The organism is Streptomyces sp. NPDC023573 (assembly GCF_055559735.1).
Genome location: NZ_JBVHKB010000003.1, coordinates 346,297 through 367,164, shown reverse-complemented (window position 1 = coordinate 367,164; position 20,868 = coordinate 346,297). Strand labels below are relative to the sequence as shown.

10 protein-coding genes are annotated in these 20,868 nt (G+C 73.7%); 1 reads left to right on the top strand and 9 read right to left on the bottom strand.

Annotated features, from left to right (window positions below; genetic code table 11):
• Positions 1-21: 21 nt before the first annotated feature.
• The 9 genes from ACZ32T_RS12320 to ACZ32T_RS12280 form a co-directional block, all read right to left on the bottom strand.
• Positions 22-10,857 (bottom strand): SDR family NAD(P)-dependent oxidoreductase, encoded by a 10,836-nt coding sequence (locus ACZ32T_RS12320; RefSeq protein WP_467366628.1) that lies wholly within the window; start codon positions 10,855-10,857, stop codon positions 22-24.
• A gap of 121 nt (positions 10,858-10,978) precedes the next feature.
• Positions 10,979-12,232 (bottom strand): methylaspartate mutase, encoded by a 1,254-nt coding sequence (locus tag ACZ32T_RS12315; protein ID WP_467264201.1) that lies wholly within the window; start codon positions 12,230-12,232, stop codon positions 10,979-10,981.
• The gene (locus tag ACZ32T_RS12310; RefSeq protein ID WP_467264199.1) at positions 12,229-12,678 is read right to left on the bottom strand and encodes a cobalamin B12-binding domain-containing protein; all 450 of its coding nucleotides are present in this window, start codon (positions 12,676-12,678) and stop codon (positions 12,229-12,231) included. Before ACZ32T_RS12310 ends, ACZ32T_RS12315 begins: the two co-directional genes overlap by 4 nt.
• Positions 12,678-13,916 carry a type III PLP-dependent enzyme domain-containing protein gene (locus ACZ32T_RS12305; protein WP_467366626.1) on the bottom strand — a complete coding sequence of 413 codons (1,239 nt, stop codon included), beginning with the start codon at positions 13,914-13,916 and terminating at the stop codon, positions 12,678-12,680. Before ACZ32T_RS12305 ends, ACZ32T_RS12310 begins: the two co-directional genes overlap by 1 nt.
• The gene (locus ACZ32T_RS12300; RefSeq protein WP_467366624.1) at positions 13,913-15,439 is read right to left on the bottom strand and encodes an AMP-binding protein; all 1,527 of its coding nucleotides are present in this window, start codon (positions 15,437-15,439) and stop codon (positions 13,913-13,915) included. Before ACZ32T_RS12300 ends, ACZ32T_RS12305 begins: the two co-directional genes overlap by 4 nt.
• Entirely contained in the window at positions 15,436-17,004 is a 1,569-nt protein-coding gene (locus ACZ32T_RS12295; RefSeq protein ID WP_467366622.1) for an AMP-binding protein, read from the bottom strand. Before ACZ32T_RS12295 ends, ACZ32T_RS12300 begins: the two co-directional genes overlap by 4 nt.
• Positions 17,005-17,029: 25 nt before the next feature.
• On the bottom strand, positions 17,030-17,281 hold the full coding sequence (locus ACZ32T_RS12290; RefSeq protein WP_467264191.1) for a phosphopantetheine-binding protein: 252 nt from the start codon (positions 17,279-17,281) through the stop codon (positions 17,030-17,032).
• Between the two features lie 43 nt (positions 17,282-17,324).
• Positions 17,325-18,260 (bottom strand): ACP S-malonyltransferase, encoded by a 936-nt coding sequence (locus ACZ32T_RS12285; protein ID WP_467264189.1) that lies wholly within the window; start codon positions 18,258-18,260, stop codon positions 17,325-17,327.
• 65 nt (positions 18,261-18,325) lie between these two features.
• Positions 18,326-19,243 carry a proline iminopeptidase-family hydrolase gene (locus ACZ32T_RS12280; protein WP_467264187.1) on the bottom strand — a complete coding sequence of 306 codons (918 nt, stop codon included), beginning with the start codon at positions 19,241-19,243 and terminating at the stop codon, positions 18,326-18,328.
• A 360-nt stretch (positions 19,244-19,603) separates the two neighbouring features.
• Between ACZ32T_RS12280 and ACZ32T_RS12275 the strand changes: the two genes are divergently transcribed.
• On the top strand, positions 19,604-20,836 hold the full coding sequence (locus tag ACZ32T_RS12275; RefSeq protein WP_467264185.1) for a cytochrome P450: 1,233 nt from the start codon (positions 19,604-19,606) through the stop codon (positions 20,834-20,836).
• The last annotated feature ends 32 nt before the right edge of the window (positions 20,837-20,868 follow it).

The following is a 20,868-nucleotide window of genomic DNA, read 5'->3' as shown; positions in this document are numbered from 1 at the left end:
GGCGTCCGGCACCGGGGCGGGTCACTCGGGGGTGCTGCGGTTCAGGGCGGCCCGCACCAGGTCCGCCACGCCCATGGACTTGATGTCCATGGGCTGCTCGGCGGCGGCCTCGGCCGGTGCGGACCCGGACAGTCTCAGCAGTCCGTCGAGCAGTCCCGCCTCGCGGATCCTCGCGACCGGGATGCGGGCGATGAGGTTCCGCACCTCGTCGTCGGCCCGCGGGTCGGCGGGCTCCTGGGCGGCGTCCGGGGCGAACCGTTCGAGCAGGTGGTCCGCCAGGGCCGACGGGGTGGCGTAGTCGAAGATGAGGGTGGAGGGCAGACGCAGCCCGCTGACGGCGTTGAGCCGGTTGCGCAGTTCGACGGCGGCGAGCGAGTCGAAGCCCAGCTCGGTGAAGGCGCGCCGGGGGTCGACGGCCGCGGGTCCGTCGTGGCCGAGCACGGCGGCGACCTCGGTGCGGACCGCTTCGAGCACCGTGTGCCCGTGGTCGGCCTCCGGCAGCCCGGCCAGGCGCTCGCCGAGTGTGCGGGTCCGGTCGTCCTGCGCCGCGCGGGCGGTGACACCGGCCAGGGTGCGCAGCACGGCGGGTACGTCGTCACCGCGGCGGCGCAGCGCGGCGGTGTCCAGCCGGACCGGCACCAGGGCGGGGAGCCCGGACTCCAGGGCCGCGTCGAACAGTTCCAGCCCTTCGGCCGGGTCGAGCGCGCCGATGCCGGACCGTTCGATGCGCTGCACGTCGTCCCGGTCGAGGCCGGCTCCCATGCCGCTGCCGGCCCAGAGTCCCCAGGCGAGCGAGGTCGCCGGGAGGTTCCGGTCGGCGCGGTGGGCCGCCAGGGCGTCGAGGAAGACGTTGGCGGCGGCGTAGTTGCCCTGGCCCGTGGCGTCGATGGTGCCGGCGGCCGAGGAGAACAGCACGAAGTGGGAGAGGTCCCGGTCGAGGGTGAGCTGGTGCAGGTGCCAGGCGGCGTCCGCCTTGGGCCGGAGCACGGTGTCCAGGCGCTCGGGGGTGAGGGAGAGGACCAGCCCGTCGTCGAGCACGCCGGCGGTGTGCACGACGCTGTCGACGGGGTGGGCGGTGAGCAGGGCGGCGAGTGCGGCCCGGTCGGCGACGTCGCAGGCGACGAGGTCGGTGCGGGCGCCCAGGGCGGCCAGTTCCTGCGCCAGTTCGGCGGCGCCGGGGGCGTCGGGCCCCCGGCGGCCGGCGAGGACGAGGCGGGTGACGCCGTGCCGGGTGACGAGGTGGCGGGCCACGAGGGCGCCGAGCCCTCCGGTGCCGCCGGTGACCAGGACGGTGCCCCAGGGGCGGCGGGTGCGCGGGGCGTCCGGTTCCGCGGCGCGGGTCAGGCGCGGTGCGTGGGCCCGGCCGTCCCGCCACAGCACCTCCGGCTCACCGGAGTCGAGGACGGCGGCCAGCGCGGCGCGGTCGGGCAGGGAGCTGTCGGGCCCGGTCCGGCCGACGAGGACGATCCGGCCCGGGTCCTCGGCCTGGGCGGCCCGTACGAGTCCGTGCACGGCGGCGTCGACGAGGGTGCCGGCGGTGAGGACCAGCAGCACCGAGCCGGCCCACCGCTCGTCGCCCAGCCACTCCTGGACGGTCGCGAGGGTCGCGTCCAGCGTGCTGCGCACCGCCCCCGGCACCTGCTCCGCGTCGTGGTGCGGGGCCTGTACCGGGAGGACGACGACATCGGGCGCGGGGCCGTCGACCGCGGCCAGTCCGGGGTGGGCGGGGGCGCCGAGACCGGCGTCGTCCGGGCCGAGCACGGCCCAGGTGCGGCGCTCGGGGCGCCCTGCGGCGTCCGGCAGCGGTTCGCCCTCGGTGACGTAGAGGGAACGCACACGTCCGGTGAGCCGGTCGGCGTCGACGGGGCGGGTGACGTAGGACTCGACGGTGGCCAGCGGCCTGCCCTCGGTGTCCGTCAGCTCGATCCGGGTGCCCTCCTGCCGCGGGGTGACCCGGACGCGTGCGGTGAGCGCACCCCGGCCGTGCGCGGTGACCCCTGTCCAGGCGAAGGGGAGGGCGATCGTGCCGGCGGGCGTGTCGTCGCCGGAGTCCTCCCCGGCGAGGGACGTGGTGTGCAGGGCGGAGTCCAGCAGTGCGGGGTGCAGGGTGTGCCGGGCGGCGTCCTGCCGTGCGTCGGCGGGCAGCTCCAGCTCGGCCAGGACGGTGTCGCCGAGCCGCCAGGCGGTTCGTAGGCCGCGGAAGACGGGCCCGTAGTCGTAGCCCTCGCCGTGCAGACGGGGGTAGAGGCCGGCGGTGTCGATCGGGACGGCGCCCGGTGGCGGCCAGACACCGTCCGGTGCCGTCTCCGTGCCGGTGAGGGCGCCGGCGGCGGTGAGGGTGCCCGTCGCGTGCCGCGTCCAGTCCTCGTCCTCGGGTGCGTTCCCGGGCCGGGAGTGGATCTCCACGGAGCCGTCGGGCCGCGCGGCGACCTGGAGATGCACGGCCCCGTCCCCGGGGAGCGCCAGCGGGGCCTGGAGGGTGAGTTCCTCCAGGACGGGCCGGCCGGTCAGCCGGCCGGCGTGCAGGGCGAGGTCGACCAGGGCGGCGCCCGGTACCAGCACCGATCCGAGGACGGCGTGCTGGGTGAGTACCGGGTGGGTGGCGGTGGAGATCCGTCCGGTGAGCAGCGTGCCGCCGTCACCGGGCAGGTCCAGCCGGGCGCTGACGAACGGGTGGTCGGCGGTAGCGAGCCCGTGCCCGGCGGCGTCGCCCCGGGCGGCGGTCGTCGGCAGCCAGTAGGGGCGGTGCTCGAAGGCGTAGGTGGGGAGTTCGGTGCGGCGGCCCGCGTAACCGTCGTACAGGACCGGCCAGTCGACGTCCGTGCCCCGGGTGTGCACGGCGGCCAGCGCGGCGAGCAGGCCGGGGACCTGGGCGGTGTCCTTGCGGGCCGTGGGGACGAACGCGGTGCCCTCGGCGTCGGGGAGGCAGTCCGGTCCCATGGCCGTCAGGACGGGTGCGGCGCCCAGTTCGAGGAAGGTGTCGACGCCCTGCGCGGCCAGCGTCCCGACGGCGTCAGCGAAGCGCACGGTCTGCCGTACGTGCCGCACCCAGTAGTCGGCGGAGCCGAGTTCGGCGGCCGTCGCCTGGGCGCCGGTGAGGGTGGAGACGATCGGCAGGGCCGGTTCCGCGGCCGGGAGCGCCGCCATGACCTGGCGGAACTCCTCCAGCATGGGCTCCATGCGAGGGGAGTGGAAGGCGTGCGAGACGCGCAGCCGCCGGGTGGTGGCGAAGCGCGCGGCGACGGCGGTGACGGCGTCCTCCTCGCCGGAGACGACCACGGCGCGCGGGCCGTTGACCGCGGCGATGCCGCACCGTTCGTCAAGCAGCGGCCTCACCTCCTCCTCCGAGGCCTGTACGGCGATCATCGCGCCGCCCGTGGGCAGCGCCTGCATGAGCCGCCCGCGTGCGGCGACGGCGGTCACGGCGTCCTGGAGTGACCAGACCCCGGCGACGTGCGCGGCGGCGAACTCGCCGACGGAGTGACCGGCCAGCCAGGCGGGCCGCACCCCGAAGGACTCCAGCAGGCGGTGGAGGGCGACCTGAGTGGTGAAGAGGGCGGCCTGTGTGTAGGCGGTCCGCTCCAGGATGTCGGGGTGGTCGCCGAGGACCACCTCGGCGAGCGGCCGTTCCAGGTGTTTGGCGAAGAGTTCGGCGACGCGGTCGAAGTGTTCGGCGTAGACCGGGTAGCCGTCGTACCAGTCGCGGCCCATGCCGGGCCGCTGGGCGCCCTGCCCGGAGAACAGGTGGGCGAGGGTTCCGTCGGTGGCGGCACCGGTGACGAGCAGGCCGGGCGCCTCGTGGCCCCGGGCCAGGGCGTCCAGTGCTTCCGCGGTCCGCGCCTCGTCGGTGGCGAGGACGACGGCGCGGTGCGGATGGGTGGTGCGGGTGGTGGCGAGGGCCAGGCCGAGGTCCGCGGGTGCGACGCCGGTCAGGTCGCGCAGCCGGGCGGCCTGGCCGCGCAGTGCCCCGGGCGAGCGCGCGGAGACCGCGAGGGCGGGCACGGGCGGCACGGTGGCCGGGTCGGGCTCCGCGGTCTCCGGCTCCCCGGCGGTGAACTCCTCCAGGATGACGTGGGCGTTGGTCCCGCTGATCCCGAAGGAGGAGACACCGGCGCGGCGCGGCCGGTCCGGCGCGGGCCAGGGCCGCTCGTCGGTGAGCAGCCGCACCGCGCCCGCCGTCCAGTCCACCTGGGGCGAGGGCGCGTCGACGTGGAGGGTGCGCGGCAGGGTGGTGTGCCGCATCGCCATGACCATCTTGATGATGCCGGCGACTCCGGCGGCGGCCTGGGTGTGCCCCATGTTGGACTTGACGGAGCCCAGCCACAGCGGCTCGTCGTCCGGGCGCTCCTGTCCATAGGTGGCCAGCAGCGCCTGAGCCTCGATCGGGTCGCCGAGGGTCGTACCGGTGCCGTGCGCCTCGACCACGTCGACGTCGGCGGTGGTGAGCCCGGCGGCGCTCAGCGCGGCGCGGATGACACGCTGCTGGGAGGGACCGTTGGGAGCGGTCAGGCCGTTGGAGGCGCCGTCGGAGTTGACGGCGGAGCCGCGCACCGTGGCCAGCACCCGGTGGCCGTTGCGGCGGGCGTCGGAGAGGCGTTCGACGACGAGCATGCCGACGCCCTCGCCCCAGCCGGTGCCGTCCGCCGCCGCGGCGAACGACTTGCAGCGGCCGTCGGCGGCCAGGCCGCGCTGCCGGGCGAAGTCGACGAAGGTGTCCGGGGTCGACATGACGGTGACGCCGCCGACCAGCGCGAGGTCGCACTCGCCCTGTCGGAGGGCCTGCGCGGCCAGGTGCAGGGTGACCAGCGAGGAGGAGCAGGCGGTGTCGACGGTGACGGCCGGTCCCTCCAGTCCGAGGGCGTAGGCGACACGGCCGGAGACGACGCTGCCGAGGCTGCCGTTGCCGAGGTAGGCGGCGAGGTCGTCGGGGACCTCGGTCAGCCAGGTGCCGTAGTCGTGGTACATGACGCCCGCGAAGACACCGGTGCGTGAGCCGCGCAGGGCCGCCGGGTCGATGGCGGAGCGCTCCAGCGCCTCCCAGGAGACCTCCAGCAGCAGCCGCTGCTGCGGATCCATGGCGGTGGCCTCGCGCGGACCTATGCCGAAGAAGCCGGGGTCGAAGTCGGCCGCGTCGTAGAGGAAGGCGCCCTCGCGGGTGTAGGTGCGGCCGGGGGTGCCGGGCTCGGGGTCGTACAGCGTGTCCGTGTCCCAGCCCCGGTCGGCGGGGAAGTCGCCGACCGTGTCGACGCCATCGGCGACAAGGCGCCACAGGTCCTCCGGGGAGCGGACGCCACCGGGGTAGCGGCAGCCCATGCCGACGATGACGACGGGGTCGTCGCTGTCGGCGGGGCGCGGTCCGGGGGCGGGTTCGCCGGCCGGCCGCGAGGTCCCGAAGAGGGCGTCCCGGACGTGGTCGGCGAGGGCGCGCGAGGTGGGGTGGTCGAAGACGAGGGTGGCCGGCAGCCGCAGTCCGGTGACGGTGTTGAGCCGGTTGCGCAGTTCGACGGCGGCCAGGGAGTCGAATCCCAGCTCGGTGAAGGCCCGCCCGGGGTCGACGGCGGACGGGGAGTCGTGCCGCAGGACCGCGGCCACCTCGGTGCGGACCAGGTCCAGCAGGGCGCGTTCCCGGTCGGCGGCGGGCAGTTGCGCCAGTCCGCGCTCCTGGTGGGGCGCCGTGTGGGCGGCGGCCCGGCGGGTGACGGGGCGGACGAGGCCGCTCAGCAGCGGTGGCGGGCCGCCGGGCCGCCGGCGTACGGCTGCGGCGTCGATCTCCACGGGGACGAGGTGGGGGCTGCCGGAACGGATCGCGGCGTCGAAGAGCCGCAGAGAGTGTCCGGCGGACAGCCCGGGGACCCCGTACGCGGCGACGCGCTCCAGGGCCGCGGCGTCCAGTGCGGCGCCCATGCCGGTGCCGGTGGCCCAGAGGCTCCAGGCGAGGGCGGTGGCGGGCAGTCCGTGCGCCGCGCGGTGGGCGGCGAGGGCGTCCAGGTAGGCGTTGGCGGCGGCGTAGTTGCCCTGGCCCGGTCCGTCGAGGACGGCGGCGAGCGAGGAGAACAGCACGAAGTGGGACAGGTCCCGGTCGAGGGTGAGTTCGTGCAGGTGCCAGGCGCCGTCGACCTTGGCGTGGAAGACCTCGTCGACCATGTCGTCGGTGAGGCTCTCGACGATGCCGTCGCGCACGGTGCCCGCGGCGTGGACGACGGAGTCGACCGGGTGCCGGGCCAGCAGGTCGCGCAGCGCCTCCCGGTCGCCGACGTCGCAGGCGGCGACGGTCACCTCGGCGCCCAGCGAGGTCAGTTCGGCGTGCAGTTCGGGGGCGTGTCCCCGGCGGCCCACCAGAACCAGACGGGTGACACCGTGGGCGCGCACCAGGTGCTGGGCGAGCAGAGCGCCGAGACCGCCGGTGCCGCCGGTGATCAGGACGGTGCCCCACTCGGCCGTCGGCCGGGGTGTGGCAGCCGGCTCGGCGGCCAGCCGGGGCACGGCGAACCGGCCTCCGCTGAGGGAGAGTTCGGGCTCCCCGGTGGCGAGCGCCTGGCGCAGCTCCGCCTCGGAGGGCAGGCCGTCGTGCTCGACGAGGACGTAACGGCCCGGGTTCTCGGCCTGTGCCGAGCGGAACAGACCGCGTACGGCCGCGTGGGCGGGGCCGGCGGGCGGGGTGACGAGGACGAGGCGGGTTCCGGATGCCCGTTCGTCCGACTGCCAGGTCTGCAGCAGGCGCAGGGTGCGAAGGACGTGGGCGCGGGCCTCGGTGGCCTCGGCTCCTGCGGGGCCGGCCGGGCGGTACACCACGGCGTCCGCGGCGGGGGCGTCGAGCAGCGCGTCCACGGCACGGGCGAGCGCGTCCCCGGCCGGACCGTCGTCGGACGGGCCGGCCGGGTGGGCTCCGTCGAGGACGGCGGTGCGCAGGGGCTCGGTGGCCGCCGGCCGGGGGTGCGGCGACCACTGCACGGCGTACAGGACGTCCTCGTCGGGCACGGGCAGGGAGGTCATGGCCTCGACGTCTGCCACGGGGGCACCGGTGGTGTCGGACAGGTGCAGGCCTATGGTGTCGCCGTCGCCACGGGTGATGCGTACGCGCAGGGCCGAGGCGCCGGTGGCGTGCAGGCGTACACCGGTCCAGGCGAACGGCAGCAGTACCTCGCCGCGCGGCGGGGCGTCGAGGTCGGCGGCGTGCAGCGCGGCGTCCAGCAGCGCGGGGTGGAGTCCGAAGCGCGCGGCGTCCCCCGCGGCCTCCCCGGACAGGGCGACCTCGGCGATGACGTCCTGGCCGTGCCGCCAGGCGGCACGCAGGCCCTGGAAGGCTTGGCCGTAGGCGTAACCCTGGTCGGCGAGGTGCGCGTAGACCTCCGTGGTGTCCAGGGGTACGGCGTCCGGCGGCGGCCAGGCCCCCGGCTCGGCGGGGGCGGCCGGCTCGGCGGGGGCGGCGTCGGTGAGCAGGCCGGCCGCGTGCCGGGTCCAGGGCGCGTCCTCGTCGGCGCGCGAGTGGACGGTGACGGTGCGGCGGCCGGAGTCGTCGGGTTCCCCGACGGCCACCTGGACGGCGACGTGCTCGTCCGCGGCGAGCACCAGCGGGGCGCCGAGGGTGAGTTCCTCCAGCTCGGTGGCGCCGACGTGGTCGCCTGCCCGCAGGGCGAGTTCGACGAAGGCGGTGCCGGGCATCAGTACGCGCCCGGCGATCACGTGGTCCGCGAGCCAGGGGTGCGTGCGGGTGGAGAGGCGTCCGGTCAGGACGACGCCCTCCGCGCCGACCGCGACCACGGCTGCCAGCAGCGGGTGTCCGGCCGCGATCTGCCCCAGGCCGGCCGCGTCGGCGGGGGTGCCCGGCTCCAGCCAGAAGCGGCGCCGCTGGAAGGGGTAGCCGGGCAGTTCGACGCGGCGGGCGTCCCGGCCGGCGTGGTGTCGGGCCCAGTCGACGGGAACGCCGCGGGCGTGGGCCGTGGCGAGCGCGGTGACGGCCTCGCGGGCCTCGGGCCGATCGCGCCGAAGCACCGGCAGGAAGGCTGTGCCGGGAGCGTCCGCGCAGTCCGGTCCCATGGCGGTGAGCACCGCGTCCGGGCCGATCTCCAGGAAGGTCCGGACTCCGGCGTCGGAGAGCCACCGCACGGCGTCGTGGAAGCGGACCCGGGCGCGGACGTGTGCCACCCAGTACTCGGGATCGCACAGTTCGCGGCCGACGGGGGCGCCGGTCACGGTCGAGACGACCGGCACGGTGGGTTCGGTGTAGTCCAGTACCCGCGCCACCCGGCGGAACTCGTCCAGCATCGGTTCCATCAGCGGCGAGTGGAAGGCGTGGCTGACGCGAAGGCGCTTGGTGTCGTGCCCGCGGGCGGCGAGTTCACCGGCGATGCGCTCGACGTCGTCCAGGTCGCCGGAGATCACGACGGAGGCCGGGCCGTTCACGGCCGCGATGCCCGTGCGCTCGGTGAGCAGCGGCGCGACATCGCTCTCGCCGGCGCGGACAGCGACCATGGCGCCGCCTTCGGGCAGCGCCTGCATGAGCCGGCCTCTCGCGGCCACCAGGATGGTGGCGTCCTGCAGGGTGAGGACCCCGGCCACGTGCGCGGCGGCGATCTCGCCGACGGAGTGACCGGCCAGGTGATCGGGGCGCATCCCCCAGCTCTCCAGCAGGCGGTGGAGGGCGACTTCGACGGCGAACAGGGCCGGCTGCGCGTACTCGGTGCGGTGCAGGAGCTCCGCGTCGGGTGTGTCCGGACCGGCGAACAGGACGCTCTTGAGGGGCTTGGGGAGCTGGAGGTCGAAGTGGGCGCAGACGTCGTCGAGGGCGTCGGCGAACGCGGGGTACGCGTCGGCCAGTTCGCGGCCCATGCCGGGGCGCTGACTGCCCTGCCCGGTGAACAGGAAGCCGAGCTCGCCGCCCGTCCGCCCGGTTGCCGGGGTGCTGCCCGAGGCCACGGCGGTGAGCGCCGCCCGCAGTTCGGCGCGGTCGGCGGCGACGAGGACGGCCCGGTCGGGCAGGGCGGCGCGGGTGGTGGCCAGGGCGTGGGCGAGGACGGCCGGTTCCGTGGTGCCGGCCAGTGGCAGCAGGTCGGCGGCACGGGCCCGCAGGGCGGCCCCGCCACGGGCGGACAGCGGGAAGACGAGCGGGACCTGGACACCGTCGGGGGCGTTCCCCGCATCGCTCCCGTGGGTGAGGTGCGCCGCCTCCGGGTCCGGGGCCCGGACACCGGCCGGGTCCTCGGCGTGGTCCTCGGGGCCCGGCTGCTCCAGGATGACGTGGGCGTTGGTGCCGCTCACGCCGAAGGAGGAGACACCCGCCCGGCGGGGGCGGCCGGTCCGGGGCCAGGGCCTCGGCTCGGTGACCAGTTCCACGCTGCCGGACGCCCAGGCGGCGTGCGGAGTGGGGGCGTCGACGTGCAGGGTCGCCGGGACCTGACCGTGCCGCATGGCGAGGACGGTCTTGATCACGCCGGCCACGCCCGCGGCGGCCTGGGTGTGGCCCAGGTTCGACTTGACCGAGCCGAGCAGCAGCGGGGCTCCGGCCGGGCGGCCCTGCCCGTAGGTGGCCAGGAGCGCGGTCGCCTCGATGGGGTCGCCGAGGCGGGTGCCCGTGCCGTGTGCCTCCACCACGTCGACGTCGGCGGGTCCGAGTCCGGCGACGGCCAGCGCCCGGCGGATCAGCCGTTGCTGCGCGGTGCCGTTGGGGGCGGTGAGCCCGTTGGAGGCACCGTCCTGGTTGACGGCGGAGGACCGTACGACGGCAAGCACCTGGTGGCCGTTGCGGCGGGCGTCGGAGAGCCGTTCCAGGACGAGGACGCCGACGCCCTCGGCGAAGCCCGTACCGTCCGCGGCGGCGGCGAAGGCCTTGCAGCGGCCGTCCGCGGACAGACCGCGCTGCCTGCTGAACGCGGTGAAGACGCCGGGCCCGCCCATCACGGCGACCCCGCCGGCCAGCGCCAGTGACGACTCGCCCTGCAGGAGCGAGCGGCAGGCCAGGTGGATGGCGACCAGGGAGGCGGAGCAGGCGGTGTCGACGGTGACGGCCGGTCCCTCGGTGCCCAGCACGTAGGCGACGCGGCCCGAGATGACGCTGGAGGCGTTGCCGGCCAGCAGATGGGCGTCGAGTCCGTCCGGCGCGTCGTGCAGGCGCGGACCGTACTCCTGGACCTCGGCCCCGAAGAACATGCCGGCCGCGGTGCGGCGCAGGGCGGTGGGGTCGATGCCGGCGTCCTCCAGGGCCAGCCAGGAGGTCTCCAGGACCAGTCGCTGCTGCGGGTCCATGGCCATCGACTCGCGCGGGCTGATGCCGAAGAACTCGGCGTCGAACTCGGTTGCCGTGTCGAGGAATCCGCCGGTGCGGGCGTAGGTGCTGCCGGGGACGTCCGGGTCCTCGTCGAACAGCTGCTTCAGGTCCCAGCCCCGGTCCCGGGGGAAGTCCGAGAGCACTTCGCCACCGTCGGTCAGCAGGCGCCAGAGGTCGGCCGGGGTCTCGATGCCCCCGGGGAAGCGGCAGCCGATGCCGACGATCGCCACGGGTTCGTCGGTGTGGCCGTCACCGGCCGGCTCCGGCGGGGCCCCGTCGGCGGCACCGTCCCCGGCCAGCAGCCGGTCGGCCAGATCGCGCACGGTGGGGCAGTCGTAGGCGAGGCCGACCGGCAGGTCGAGGCCGGTCCGCTCGGTCAGCCTCCGGTGCAGGTCGACGGCCGCGAGCGAGTCGAGCCCTTGTTCCGCGAGCGGTACGGACGGGTCCAGGGTCTGCGAGGTGCCCGGCCTGGCCGCCTCGACCGCCTCGGTCACGGCGGTGCGCACCAGATCCGTCACGAGTCTGCGGTGCTGCGTCGGTGCGGCCTCGGCGAGCAGTCGTGCCAGGGCTGATTCGGATCCGTGCCCGTTCATCCACGCATCTCCACTTTCGACCGACACCGTTTTTCCACCTTTTTTTCTCACGGTAATGACGATCCCTGGAGGCCCACACCCTTAGGCACCCCTAGGAACCGGTCCTGACTGAATACCCGGCTTACGGAAAGGCGTTGTGGTCGTCGAACGAACGCCGGACGTAGGACAGGGAGGCGAGCAGCTCCGCGGAGGTGACGGTGTGGGCCGGGCGCGCGTCGACGGCACCGGACAGCGGCATCTTTCCCACGTCGGACCAGCACAGCCGGCCGTCCTCGGCGATATAGCTCCGGCTCAGTCCGGCATTGTCGGGATGCAGGCAGTAGGGCACGTCGAGCCGGCCCTCCGAGAACGCCTTCAACAGGGCGGTGCCGAGGTCGTCGTCCAGGTTCAGCACCGCGTCGACCAGCGCGTACGCCTCGGCGTACGTCTCCGTCCCGGTGCCCTCCAAGGGGTCCCGGGCGGTGTGCGCGGCGACCGCGGACGCGTATTCCAGGGCGGACACGTTCTCCGCCACCGACGGAATACGCCGGGATTCCGCGACGGTTTTCACGATGAGACGCTCGGAGCCGCTCCCGACGGCCAGTTCGGCGGCCTGGGCGAGCAGCCGGCGGGCACCGTACTCGGTTTCCGGGAACAATCCCATGTAGGCGTAGACGACCACGTGCCATTCGGCGTCCGAAAGGAACCGCGTGCACAGACTGCGTAACGCCGCGACCGCTTCGGAGTCCTGACGCCGATTCGTCTGCTGGGCGTAACTCACCGAAATGCTCCGGATGCCGTGCCGGCGGAAGAACAGCGCCTCGAGCACGCTCACCGCGACGAGCAGGCCGGGCGGGCAGAGCTGGCCGAGCACGCATCCCCCGAAGGTCTCCAGGTGCGGTTCGACGCCGGTTTCCCGGAGCGTGGCGAAGTGTTCGCAGGATTCCGTCCAGTGGGCGACGGACTCGCGCAACGGGACTCTGCCGTACGGGAGGCAGTAGGAGACGGGCCCGCCCTCCGAGGCGTCGAGCCCCACGGCCGTCAGTGCCCGGAAGATGTGCTGGGGCGCCGCCGAGCCGTGCCGCACCTGCACCGGGAACTCCGGCCCGTGGATGCCGTCCAGGACCCGTCGCGTGGTGGCCGTTTCATGGCTCACCAGTGGATAGCCGTTGAGGTCGACCCCTTCGAGGACGGCGAGTTGCGCCGACTCCAGGTCGCCGACCCGCGTGTAGCTGTCCAGGGTGAGAGTGCCGACGGTCGTCGCGTCGGCGTTCCGGGTGGCGAGCAGCCCGGCGCGCATGCGCTGCGGGCTGCTCATTCCCATCCGGGGCTGCACCACCAGCCGGCCGGCGTCGTGGGCCCGGCGCACGAACGCGCCGAATCCGGCACCGGTCACACCAGGGCTCGCTGGGGCAGGGCGTCGAGCATCCGGCGGAAGGCCGCGATGCCGTCGGCCGACTCCTCGAACACCTCGTCGTAGCCGGCCGCGCGCAGTGCGGCCGCCTCCTCGTCGCCGCAGGGCCCGGCGATGCCGAGCTTGCCGCCGATGACGACGGACACGGCGCCGAGGCCGGGGTGCTCACGCAGCCGGGTGACGGTGCGCATGCCGTCGTGGTAGCCGTGTCCGTTGACGCTGCTGATCACGATCAGTGCGGGGTCGTGCGCGAGGGCCTCGCCGATCAGCAGGTCCTCGGGGACGCAGGGGCCGAGGTTGACGACGCGGTGGCCGTGCTCCTCGACGAGGAGCTGGAGGTAGACCAGGTTCCAGGTGTGCGAGTCGGAGATACCGCCCGCCACGAGGACAAGCTGGTCGCCGGGGGCGGGGGTGAGGGGATGGCTCATCACAGGGCCTGTCCGTGTTCGTAGGTTCGGGTGTGCTCGATGCGGGACACGGAGACGAGGTCGTCGCCGCGGACGACGATCTCCGTGGGGGCGGGCCTGCCGAGGAACATCAGGAGGCTGGCGGTGGGCCCGTAGGAACCGGCGTTGGGAACGGTCAGCAGGTCGCCGGGGGCCGGGTCGGACAGCGGGACCTGGCGTCCGAGCAGATCGCCGGGCGTGCACAGCGGTCCGGCGAGCTGGACCGGGACTCCGTCGGTGCCGACGGACTCGTGCGGCTCGATGGAGACCGGCAGGATGCGGCCCAGGCCGGACATACCGCCGAAGGTGTTGATGCCGGCGTCGAGGACGACGTAGCGGGTGCCCCGGCTGTCCTTGACGTTGACGACGCTCGTGAGCAGGGTGCCGCTGTCGGCCACCAGATACCGTCCCGACTCGCAGGCGATGCGTGGGGCGCCGTCGCGCCAGCCCGGGAAGTGCTCGTCGAGCGACGTGGCCAGGGCCTCGCGCAGCTCGCCGTAGAGCGGCCGCCGCCCCTGGACCGCGTACGGTGCGGCGAAGCCCCCGCCGAGGTCGACGACGCGGAAGTCGACGCCCAGCTCCCACTGGAGTGCGGCGGCGGTGGCGATGGTGTGCTGGAACTCGGCGATGAGGCTCGCCTCGTCCTTGGCGTTGCTCAGCGGGAAGAAGTGCAGGCCGACCAGGGTGGTGCCGGGTACGTCGCGCAGTTCCGCGGCGAGGCCGGCCAGGGTCTCGCCGTCGAACCCGAACTGTGAGGGCACCCCGGTCATGCGGATGCTGGTGGCGGCGGCCCCGGTGGGGTTGTTGACCCGGATCAGGCAGTCGGCCGTGATGCCGAGCCGTACGGCCGTGTCGCCGACGTTCCTCAGGTCGCCGGGCGACTCCACGGAAAACGTCCGCACGCCCCGGGCCATGGCCTCGGCCAGCTCCTCGGTGGTCTTGCCGGGGCCGGTGTACAGAATCTCGGTCCCCTCGTAGCCGGCCCGCAGGACGGCGTCGAGTTCCCCCACGGAGCTGATCTCCGCGCGGCAGGCCCGGGGTCCGCCGGCCCTCATCTCACGAAGGATCTCGGGGTGCGGGTTGGCCTTGGCCGCGTAGTACACGGCCACCTCGTCGGGCAGCGCGGCGAACAGCTCGTCCCGCGCCGCCGCGACCCGGTCGAGGTCGTAGACGTAGGAGGGGGTCCCGAAGCGCCGGGCGAGGTCGGTGGTGCCGGTCACGGCGTGGTTCCTTCCAGAAGGCTGAGGAGCTGCTTGCGGTCGTGCTTGCCGTGTGCGGTCAGCGGCAGTTCGTCGACGACACGGCTGACACCGGGCACCTTGGCGGGCTCCAGCCGGAGGGACAGCTCCCGGAGCAGCACGTGCGGGTCGATACCTCCCTCGGCGAACACCGCGAGATCGCGGCCGGGGGCGGGCGGCAGGACCGCGGCGGCCCGGACACCGGGAACGTCCGTGGCCGCGGCCTCGATCTCGGTGGTGCTCATGCGGACGCCCTTGTGCTTGAACATGTCGTCCCGGCGGCCCTCGTAGTACAGGTACCCTTCCTCGTCGACGTGCCCGAAGTCGCCCGTGTGCAGGCGCAGTCCGCCGTCGGGTGCGGGCCGGAAGGCGCGTGCGGTCTGCTCGGGCGCGCGCCAGTAGCCGGGCATGACGTGGGGGCCTTCGACGACGATCTCCCCGGTCTGCCAGGGCGGCAGCGCGTTGCCGTCGTCGTCGACGGTGAAGGCCCGGGTGCCGGGCAGCGGCCGGCCGACGGACTCGGGCCGGGCGTCCTGCTGGTCGGGCGGCAGGACGGAGACGCGCTTGCACTCGGTCTGGCCGAACTGGAGGACCACCTCGGATCCGGGGAAGGCCGTGCGGAGCCCGTCGGCGGTGGACTTCGGCAGCGCGGCCCCGGTGTTGGTGAACATGCGGACGGTGGAGTCCTGCCGCGGTTCGCGTTCGGCCAGCGCGCAGATCATGGTGGCCAGGGACGGCACGATGGGGACGACGGTGGCCCCGGTCTCCCGGATGCGGCGCAGCAGCACCAGGTCGGACTCGCCGTCGGCGAGCACGATCTCGCTGCGGCCGGCCGCGGTGAGCAGCACCTTGTAGAGGCCGTAGTCCCAGGAGATGGGGAATCGGCAGAAGACCACGTCGTCGGGGCGGTAGCCGAGTTCGATGTTGATGGCCTCGGTGGCGAAGACCATCCGGCCGTGCGGGCAGACCACGGCCTTGGGGGCCGCCGTGGAGCCGGACGTGTAGACGAGGACGGCGAGGTCGTCGCTGTGGACGGGAGCGCCGTCGCCCCGGGCGTCCTTGTCGCGCAGGTCGGTGACCGCCTGCCAGACCTCGTCCAGGCCGAGGACGGAGACCGGCTCGGCGAGCGTGGAGACGCGAGACACGGCGGATGCGTCGACGACCACCAGTGACGGCTCGGAGTTCTCGACGACGGCCCCGAGGTGGTAGTCCTTCATTCCGGTGTTGACGGGGACGAGGACGGCGCCGCGGCGGGCGGTGCCGTACAGCAGGGCGACGAGCTCGCGGGTGCTGGCCAGTTGCACCAGGACGCGGTCGCCGTGGCCGATCCCCTGGGCTTGGAGCCACGCGTCGACGGCGTGGCTCCAGGCGGTGAGTTCCCGGTAGGTCCATCGCCCGGTGCCGTCGGTGACGGCCGCCGCGTCGGGGTGCTCGGCGGTGGCCTCGTCGAGCAGGTCGTGTATCCGGGCGTCGGTGCGGGCCTGCGCTGTCGGTTCACCGTTCACTGCGTCTCCTGCCGTCCTTCGGTCCTGGTCCCGGATACGGCGGGCTGCTGTCGCAGGGCCGCGGCACGGGAGGTGAGCTTCCTGCGATCGGTCTTGCGGTTGGGGTTGAGCGGAAGTGTGTCCAGGTGGTGGTAGGCCCGGGGGACGACCGCGGCCGGCAGCAGATCCCGCAGGTGACGGGCGAGGCGGGCGGCCGGCACCAGGGCGCCGGTGTGGAAGACGGCGAGTTCGACCGTGCCGTCCACGGGCACGGCTACGGTCACCGCGTCCTCGACGCCCGGGCAGGCGCGTACCGCGGCGTCGACCTCGGCCAGTTCCGTCCGGACGCCGTGCACCTGTACCTGGGCGTCCTGGCGGCCCAGGTACAGCAGCCCGTCGTTCTCGGTGCCGCGGACCCGGTCGCCGGTGCGGTAGTAGCGCAGGCCGTCGCGTTCCAGGAAGCGTCCGGTGTCGTCGGCCGGGTCGAGGTAGCCGGGTGTCAGCTGGGGTCCGGCGACGCACAGTTCGCCCTCGCCGGTCGTGCTCGGCGAGCCGGTGGCGTCCAGCAGCAGGACCGTGTGGCCCGGGTGCACGGTGCCGATCGGCACCATTCCGTGCAGGTGCCGGTGGCCCGGCCGCCAGCGGTGCGCGGTGACGGTGATGGTCAGCTCGGTCGGCCCGTAGATGTTCTCCAGCACCGTGCCGGAGGCCGCGGACGCCCAGTCCTCGGCGTCCCGGCAGCTGAGTGCCTCCCCCGCGAAGAAGCTCCAGCGCAGTGAGGACAGCGCACCGGGTGCGAGGCCGCCGGTGCGCCGCACCAGGGAGATCGCGCTGGGCGTGGAGAACCACACGGTCATGCCCTGCTCGGCCACGAACTCGGGCAGGCGCGCGTACTCCCGTGCGGGGACCGGTACGACGGTGGCTCCGGCCCCCCAGGCGCAGAACAGGTCGAACATCGCGCAGTCGAAGTTGAGGTCGAAGGTCTGCGAGAAGACGTCCTCGGGGCTGAAGTCGTACCGCTCGTCGAGGAGGGAGAAGTAGTGCGCGGTGTTGGCGTGGGTGACCGGCACGCCCTTGGGCCGTCCGGTGGAGCCGGAGGTGAACAGCACGTAGGCGGTGTCGTCCGGGCGGGCGGGCATCGGTGCCTTCAGCACGCTGTCGGGGTCGACCGCGAGTGCCGGCATCGGATGCCCGCCGGGGGCGAACAGGGTGGGCAGGGTGACGCCGTCCTCGTGCAGCGCGGTCAGCGCGGGCAGGGCGTCGTCGTCGGCGAGCAGGGCGCCCACTCCGGCGGCCTCGATCATCTGCCGGGTGCGGGCGGCGGGGAAGGCCGGCTGCAGGGGGACGACGGTGACCCCGCTGTAGAGGCCCGCCAGCAGGCTCGTGTACGCCGACGCTCCCTTGCCCGCCAGCACGCCCACGGGGGGCGGCCGGCCGGGAAGGCCGGACAGCAGGGAGCCGGCGAGCAGCAGGGCCCGCTCGTGCAGCGCGCGGTAGGTGTGGGCGGCGCCGTCGGCCCGCAGCGCGGGCCGGTCGGGCGCCAGGGCCAGCCCGCGCAGGAACCGTCCGGACAAAGCTCCGTCCATGGTGGCGTCCAAGGGGTCCGTCCCGTCAGCTCGTGGTGCGCTGGAGCATGCCCTCGACGGTCTCCCACAGCGTGCCCGCGCTGCGGAAGGTGCCCATGGTCAGCGCGCTGTCACGGAAGCGCACCTGGTAGGCGTCCTCCAGCGTGCCGAGCAGCTGGACCATGCCCAGCGAGTCCAGGCCGAGGTCCTTCAGCTCGTCGTCGGTGGTCAGCGGCTCCCGCGGGGGCAGGAACGGCAGGAAGGTGCGGAGTATCTCTTCGAACTGGTCGTCCCACATGGGTGTCTCCTGCGGATAGGGCGGATAGGGCGGATCGGACGGTTCAGGCGGCGCGTGAACGGCGCCGGGGGGTCATCGCCAGGCGGGGGTGCGCGGCGACGACCTCGAAGGAGCGAGTGGTACAGGGGACCCGGCCGAAGAGACTGTCGGGACCTGCGACGCACATGCGCCGGACTCCGGCGTCCCGCAGGGCCGTGGTGACGCTCGGCCAGTTCATGGCGTGGTCGAAGCCGTCGAGCAGCATGGTGCGCAGTTCCGCGCCGGTGTGCAGCAGCCTGCCGTCCTGGTCGGCGACGACCGGCAGGGAGGGATCGGCGAAGGTGTGGCGCGAGATGACCTCGCGCTCCGCCCTCGCACGCAGCGGCGCGAACGCCGACGCGTGCATGGGGGGACGCATGGTGTACAGGGGAAGGCTGCCGATGCCGCGCAGCCGCTCCCGCATCCACTCCACGCGGTGTTCGGCCAGCGAGACCATCCAGAAGCCGTCGTCGATGCGGCAGGAGATCTCGTGCCACTCACCGGCTTCGTCGAGTTCGGCGAGGATCGGGTCCAGTTCCTCGCTCGGCGCACGGACGAAGGACAGGGTGACGATGTCCTTGTGGTGTTCGGCGAAGTACGACTCGAGGCATCGCGCGATCTCGGCGGTGAGCCGGACCGCGTCGGGCAGTTCGAGGGCGCCGGTGAAGGCGAGGGCGGCCTTCTCCCCGAAGCTGGGGCCGGCCACGATGTCGGGGACGACGTCCAGGTGCTCGGTCGCCCAGTACGCGCTGGCCAGGCAGTTCACGAGGAAGGCGACCTGGGCGGCCTCCGAGTAGTCGCCCTCGGAGCGGCGGAAGGCATCCACCAGCGAGTAGCCGAGGGCGTCGTCGGCGACGGCGACCAGGTTCCGGGCCACGGGGTTGGCCACCATGAAGCGGCCCACCTCGGCGAACGGGACAGGCCCCATGCCGGGGAAGACGAGAGCGGTGTCGTACGCCATGGCGGTGTCCCCGCCCCCTCTCACGGTGGTCTGCGACGCCCGGGCCGGCGTCGTGGCACGGCGTGTCACAGGCCGGCGAGGAAGTCGGTCAGCACCTCGAAGAACCGGTCCGGTTCCTCCAGGTGCGGAAGGTGGCTGGACTCCTCGAAGATCTCCCAGCGGGCCCCCGGAACACGGTCCATGTAGGGCTGCACGACGGCCGGGGTGGCCTCGTCGTGACGTCCGCTCAGGAGCAGCGTGGGCGTGCGGATGGTGTCCAGTTCGTCGACGATCGACCAGTCCTTCAGGGAGCCGATCACGTGGAACTCGGTGGGGCCGTTCATCGCGTAGTAGACCGTCGGGTCGTTGTAGATCTCCATGAAGGAGGAGAGGAAGTCGCGGGGCCACGGGGTGAGGCGGCACACGTGGCGGTCGTAGAAGACCCGCATCGCGGCCAGGTACTCCTCGGATTCGTAGGTGCCGTCCCTCTCGTGCCGCACGAGGGCGTCCTGCACGTCCGGCGGCAGTGCGGCCCGCAGCCGGGCCATCTCCTGGAGCCAGATGGGGTACGAGGCGGGCGCGTTGGCGACGACGAGACCGCGGAGGCCGGGGGGGCGGCCCATGGCGTGCCGTGCGCTCAGCGGGCCGCCCCAGGACTGGCCGAACAGGACGTAGTCGTCGGCGATGCCCAGTTCCCGTACGAGATTGCCGAGTTCGTCGAGGAACAGGTCGACCGTCCAGAAGTCCGGGGCGCTGCCGGGAAGATGGGTGGAGCCACCGTTGCCCAGCTGGTCGTAGTGGACGACCGGCCAGCCGTCCTCGGCCAGGCGGGCGAGCGGCAGCAGGTAGTCGTGCGTGCTGCCGGGGCCGCCGTGTACGACGACGACCGCGGGGCGCCCCGCCCCGAGTTCCCCGGTCACGCGGTACCAGGTCCGGTACTCCCCGAAGGGGACGGTGCCCTTGACGCCGGGTACCGGACCCTGCGCACTGGGTTTCGGGGACACGCTGATCACCTCTAGTCGGCTGCGGAGTGCGGCGGCCGTCCGGTCAGGAGATCCGGCCGGGACCGCGGAGCGTGTGGTGCTGGGCGAACCGTGCTTCCGCCGTGGTCCGCAGCCGACGCTAACCGTCGCCCAGACGTTCGACGGACCCCTAACCGCCCCTAGTGGTACGGGGAGTGACGGGGGCCACGGACGCACCCCTCAGCAGGGTCGCGCCGCTAGGGGCACATAGGGGTGGGCCATCCCGGGCGCCGCTCCTTAGCGTGCGGGAAACAGCCGGCGGAAACCGCGCCGGCGCCGGGCCCGGAGCCCTCCACCGGGGTGAACGGCGCGGCCCGCTCCCTCCCGTGCGAAGAGGACACCATGACTGCACCTGCCGAAGCGGCCGCCGAGGGCGCCCTCCCGGACTTCCCGATGCGTAGGGCCTGCCCCTTCAGCCCGCCGGCCGCCTACACCGGGCTGCGCGAGAACGAACCGGTCTCCCGGGCGCAGCTGAAGGTCAACGGCAAGCCGACCTGGCTGGTCACCCGCCACGACCTGTACAAGAAGCTGCTCGGCGACGCGCGGGTGAGCGCCAATCTGAAGCTGCCGGGCTATCCGCTCCAGGTGCCGGTGCCGGAGGAGATCCTCCAGTCGGTCCCCCTCACCTTCCTCTCCATGGACCCGCCCGACCACACCGTGCAACGCCGCATGCTGGCACCGGAGTTCAGCGTGCGTCGCATGCGCGAGCTGCGCGCCCGGGTGCAGGAGCTCGTGGACGAGCAGATCGACGAGATGCTCGCCAAGGGCTGCGAGAGCCCGGTGGACCTCGTGACGGCACTCGCGCTGCCGGTGCCGTCCCTGGTGATCTGCGAACTGCTCGGCGTCCCCTACGAGGACCACGCACGGTTCGAGCAGTGGGCGTGGGCCATCATGAACCACGAGGTCAGCGACGAGGACCGGGGCATGGCCCACTACGAGCTGGACCGCTACGTCGACGGGCTGGTCACCGCGAAGGAGAGCGAGCCAGGCGACGACATGATCAGCCGGCTGATCGCGTTCAACCGGGAGACCCCGGCGGTGGAGCACTCCGACATCGCCAGCATGTCCAAGCTGATGCTGGTCACCGGTCACGAGACCACGGCGAACATGATCGCGCTCGGTGTGCTGGCCCTGCTGGAGCACCCGGACCAGCTGGCCGCCGTGCGCGACGATCCCGAGCTGATGCCGGGCGCGGTGGAGGAACTGCTGCGCCTGTTCTCCATCTCGGACGCCGGGACGGCGCGTGTGGCCATGGAGGACATCGAGCTCGGGGACGTCACCATCCGTGCCGGCGACGGCATCCTGCCGCTGAACAACGCCGCCAACCACGACGAGACGGTATTCCCCGACGCGGACCGGCTGGACCTGCGCCGCGAGGCCCGCAGCCACGTGGCCTTCGGCTACGGCGTCCACCAGTGCGTCGGCCAGAACCTGGCCCGGATGGAGCTCGACGTCGTCTACTCCACGCTGCTCCGCCGGGTGCCGACCCTGCGCCTGGCCACGCCGGCCGACGAGCTGCGCTTCAAGGACGACGCCATCGTCTGGGGCCTGTACGAGCTGCCCGTCACCTGGTGACGCCGGACACCCCGATGAGCATCCCTTCCCCC

Excerpts from the sequence above, each read along its gene's own strand:
- ACZ32T_RS12320 (WP_467366628.1), bottom strand. The coding sequence starts at position 10,857 with ATGAACGGGCACGGATCCGAATCAGCCCTGGCACGACTGCTCGCCGAG.
- ACZ32T_RS12310 (WP_467264199.1), bottom strand. The coding sequence starts at position 12,678 with ATGAGCCATCCCCTCACCCCCGCCCCCGGCGACCAGCTTGTCCTCGTG.
- ACZ32T_RS12295 (WP_467366622.1), bottom strand. The coding sequence starts at position 17,004 with ATGGACGGAGCTTTGTCCGGACGGTTCCTGCGCGGGCTGGCCCTGGCG.
- ACZ32T_RS12290 (WP_467264191.1), bottom strand. The coding sequence starts at position 17,281 with ATGTGGGACGACCAGTTCGAAGAGATACTCCGCACCTTCCTGCCGTTC.
- ACZ32T_RS12285 (WP_467264189.1), bottom strand. The coding sequence starts at position 18,260 with ATGGCGTACGACACCGCTCTCGTCTTCCCCGGCATGGGGCCTGTCCCG.
- ACZ32T_RS12275 (WP_467264185.1), top strand. The coding sequence starts at position 19,604 with ATGACTGCACCTGCCGAAGCGGCCGCCGAGGGCGCCCTCCCGGACTTC.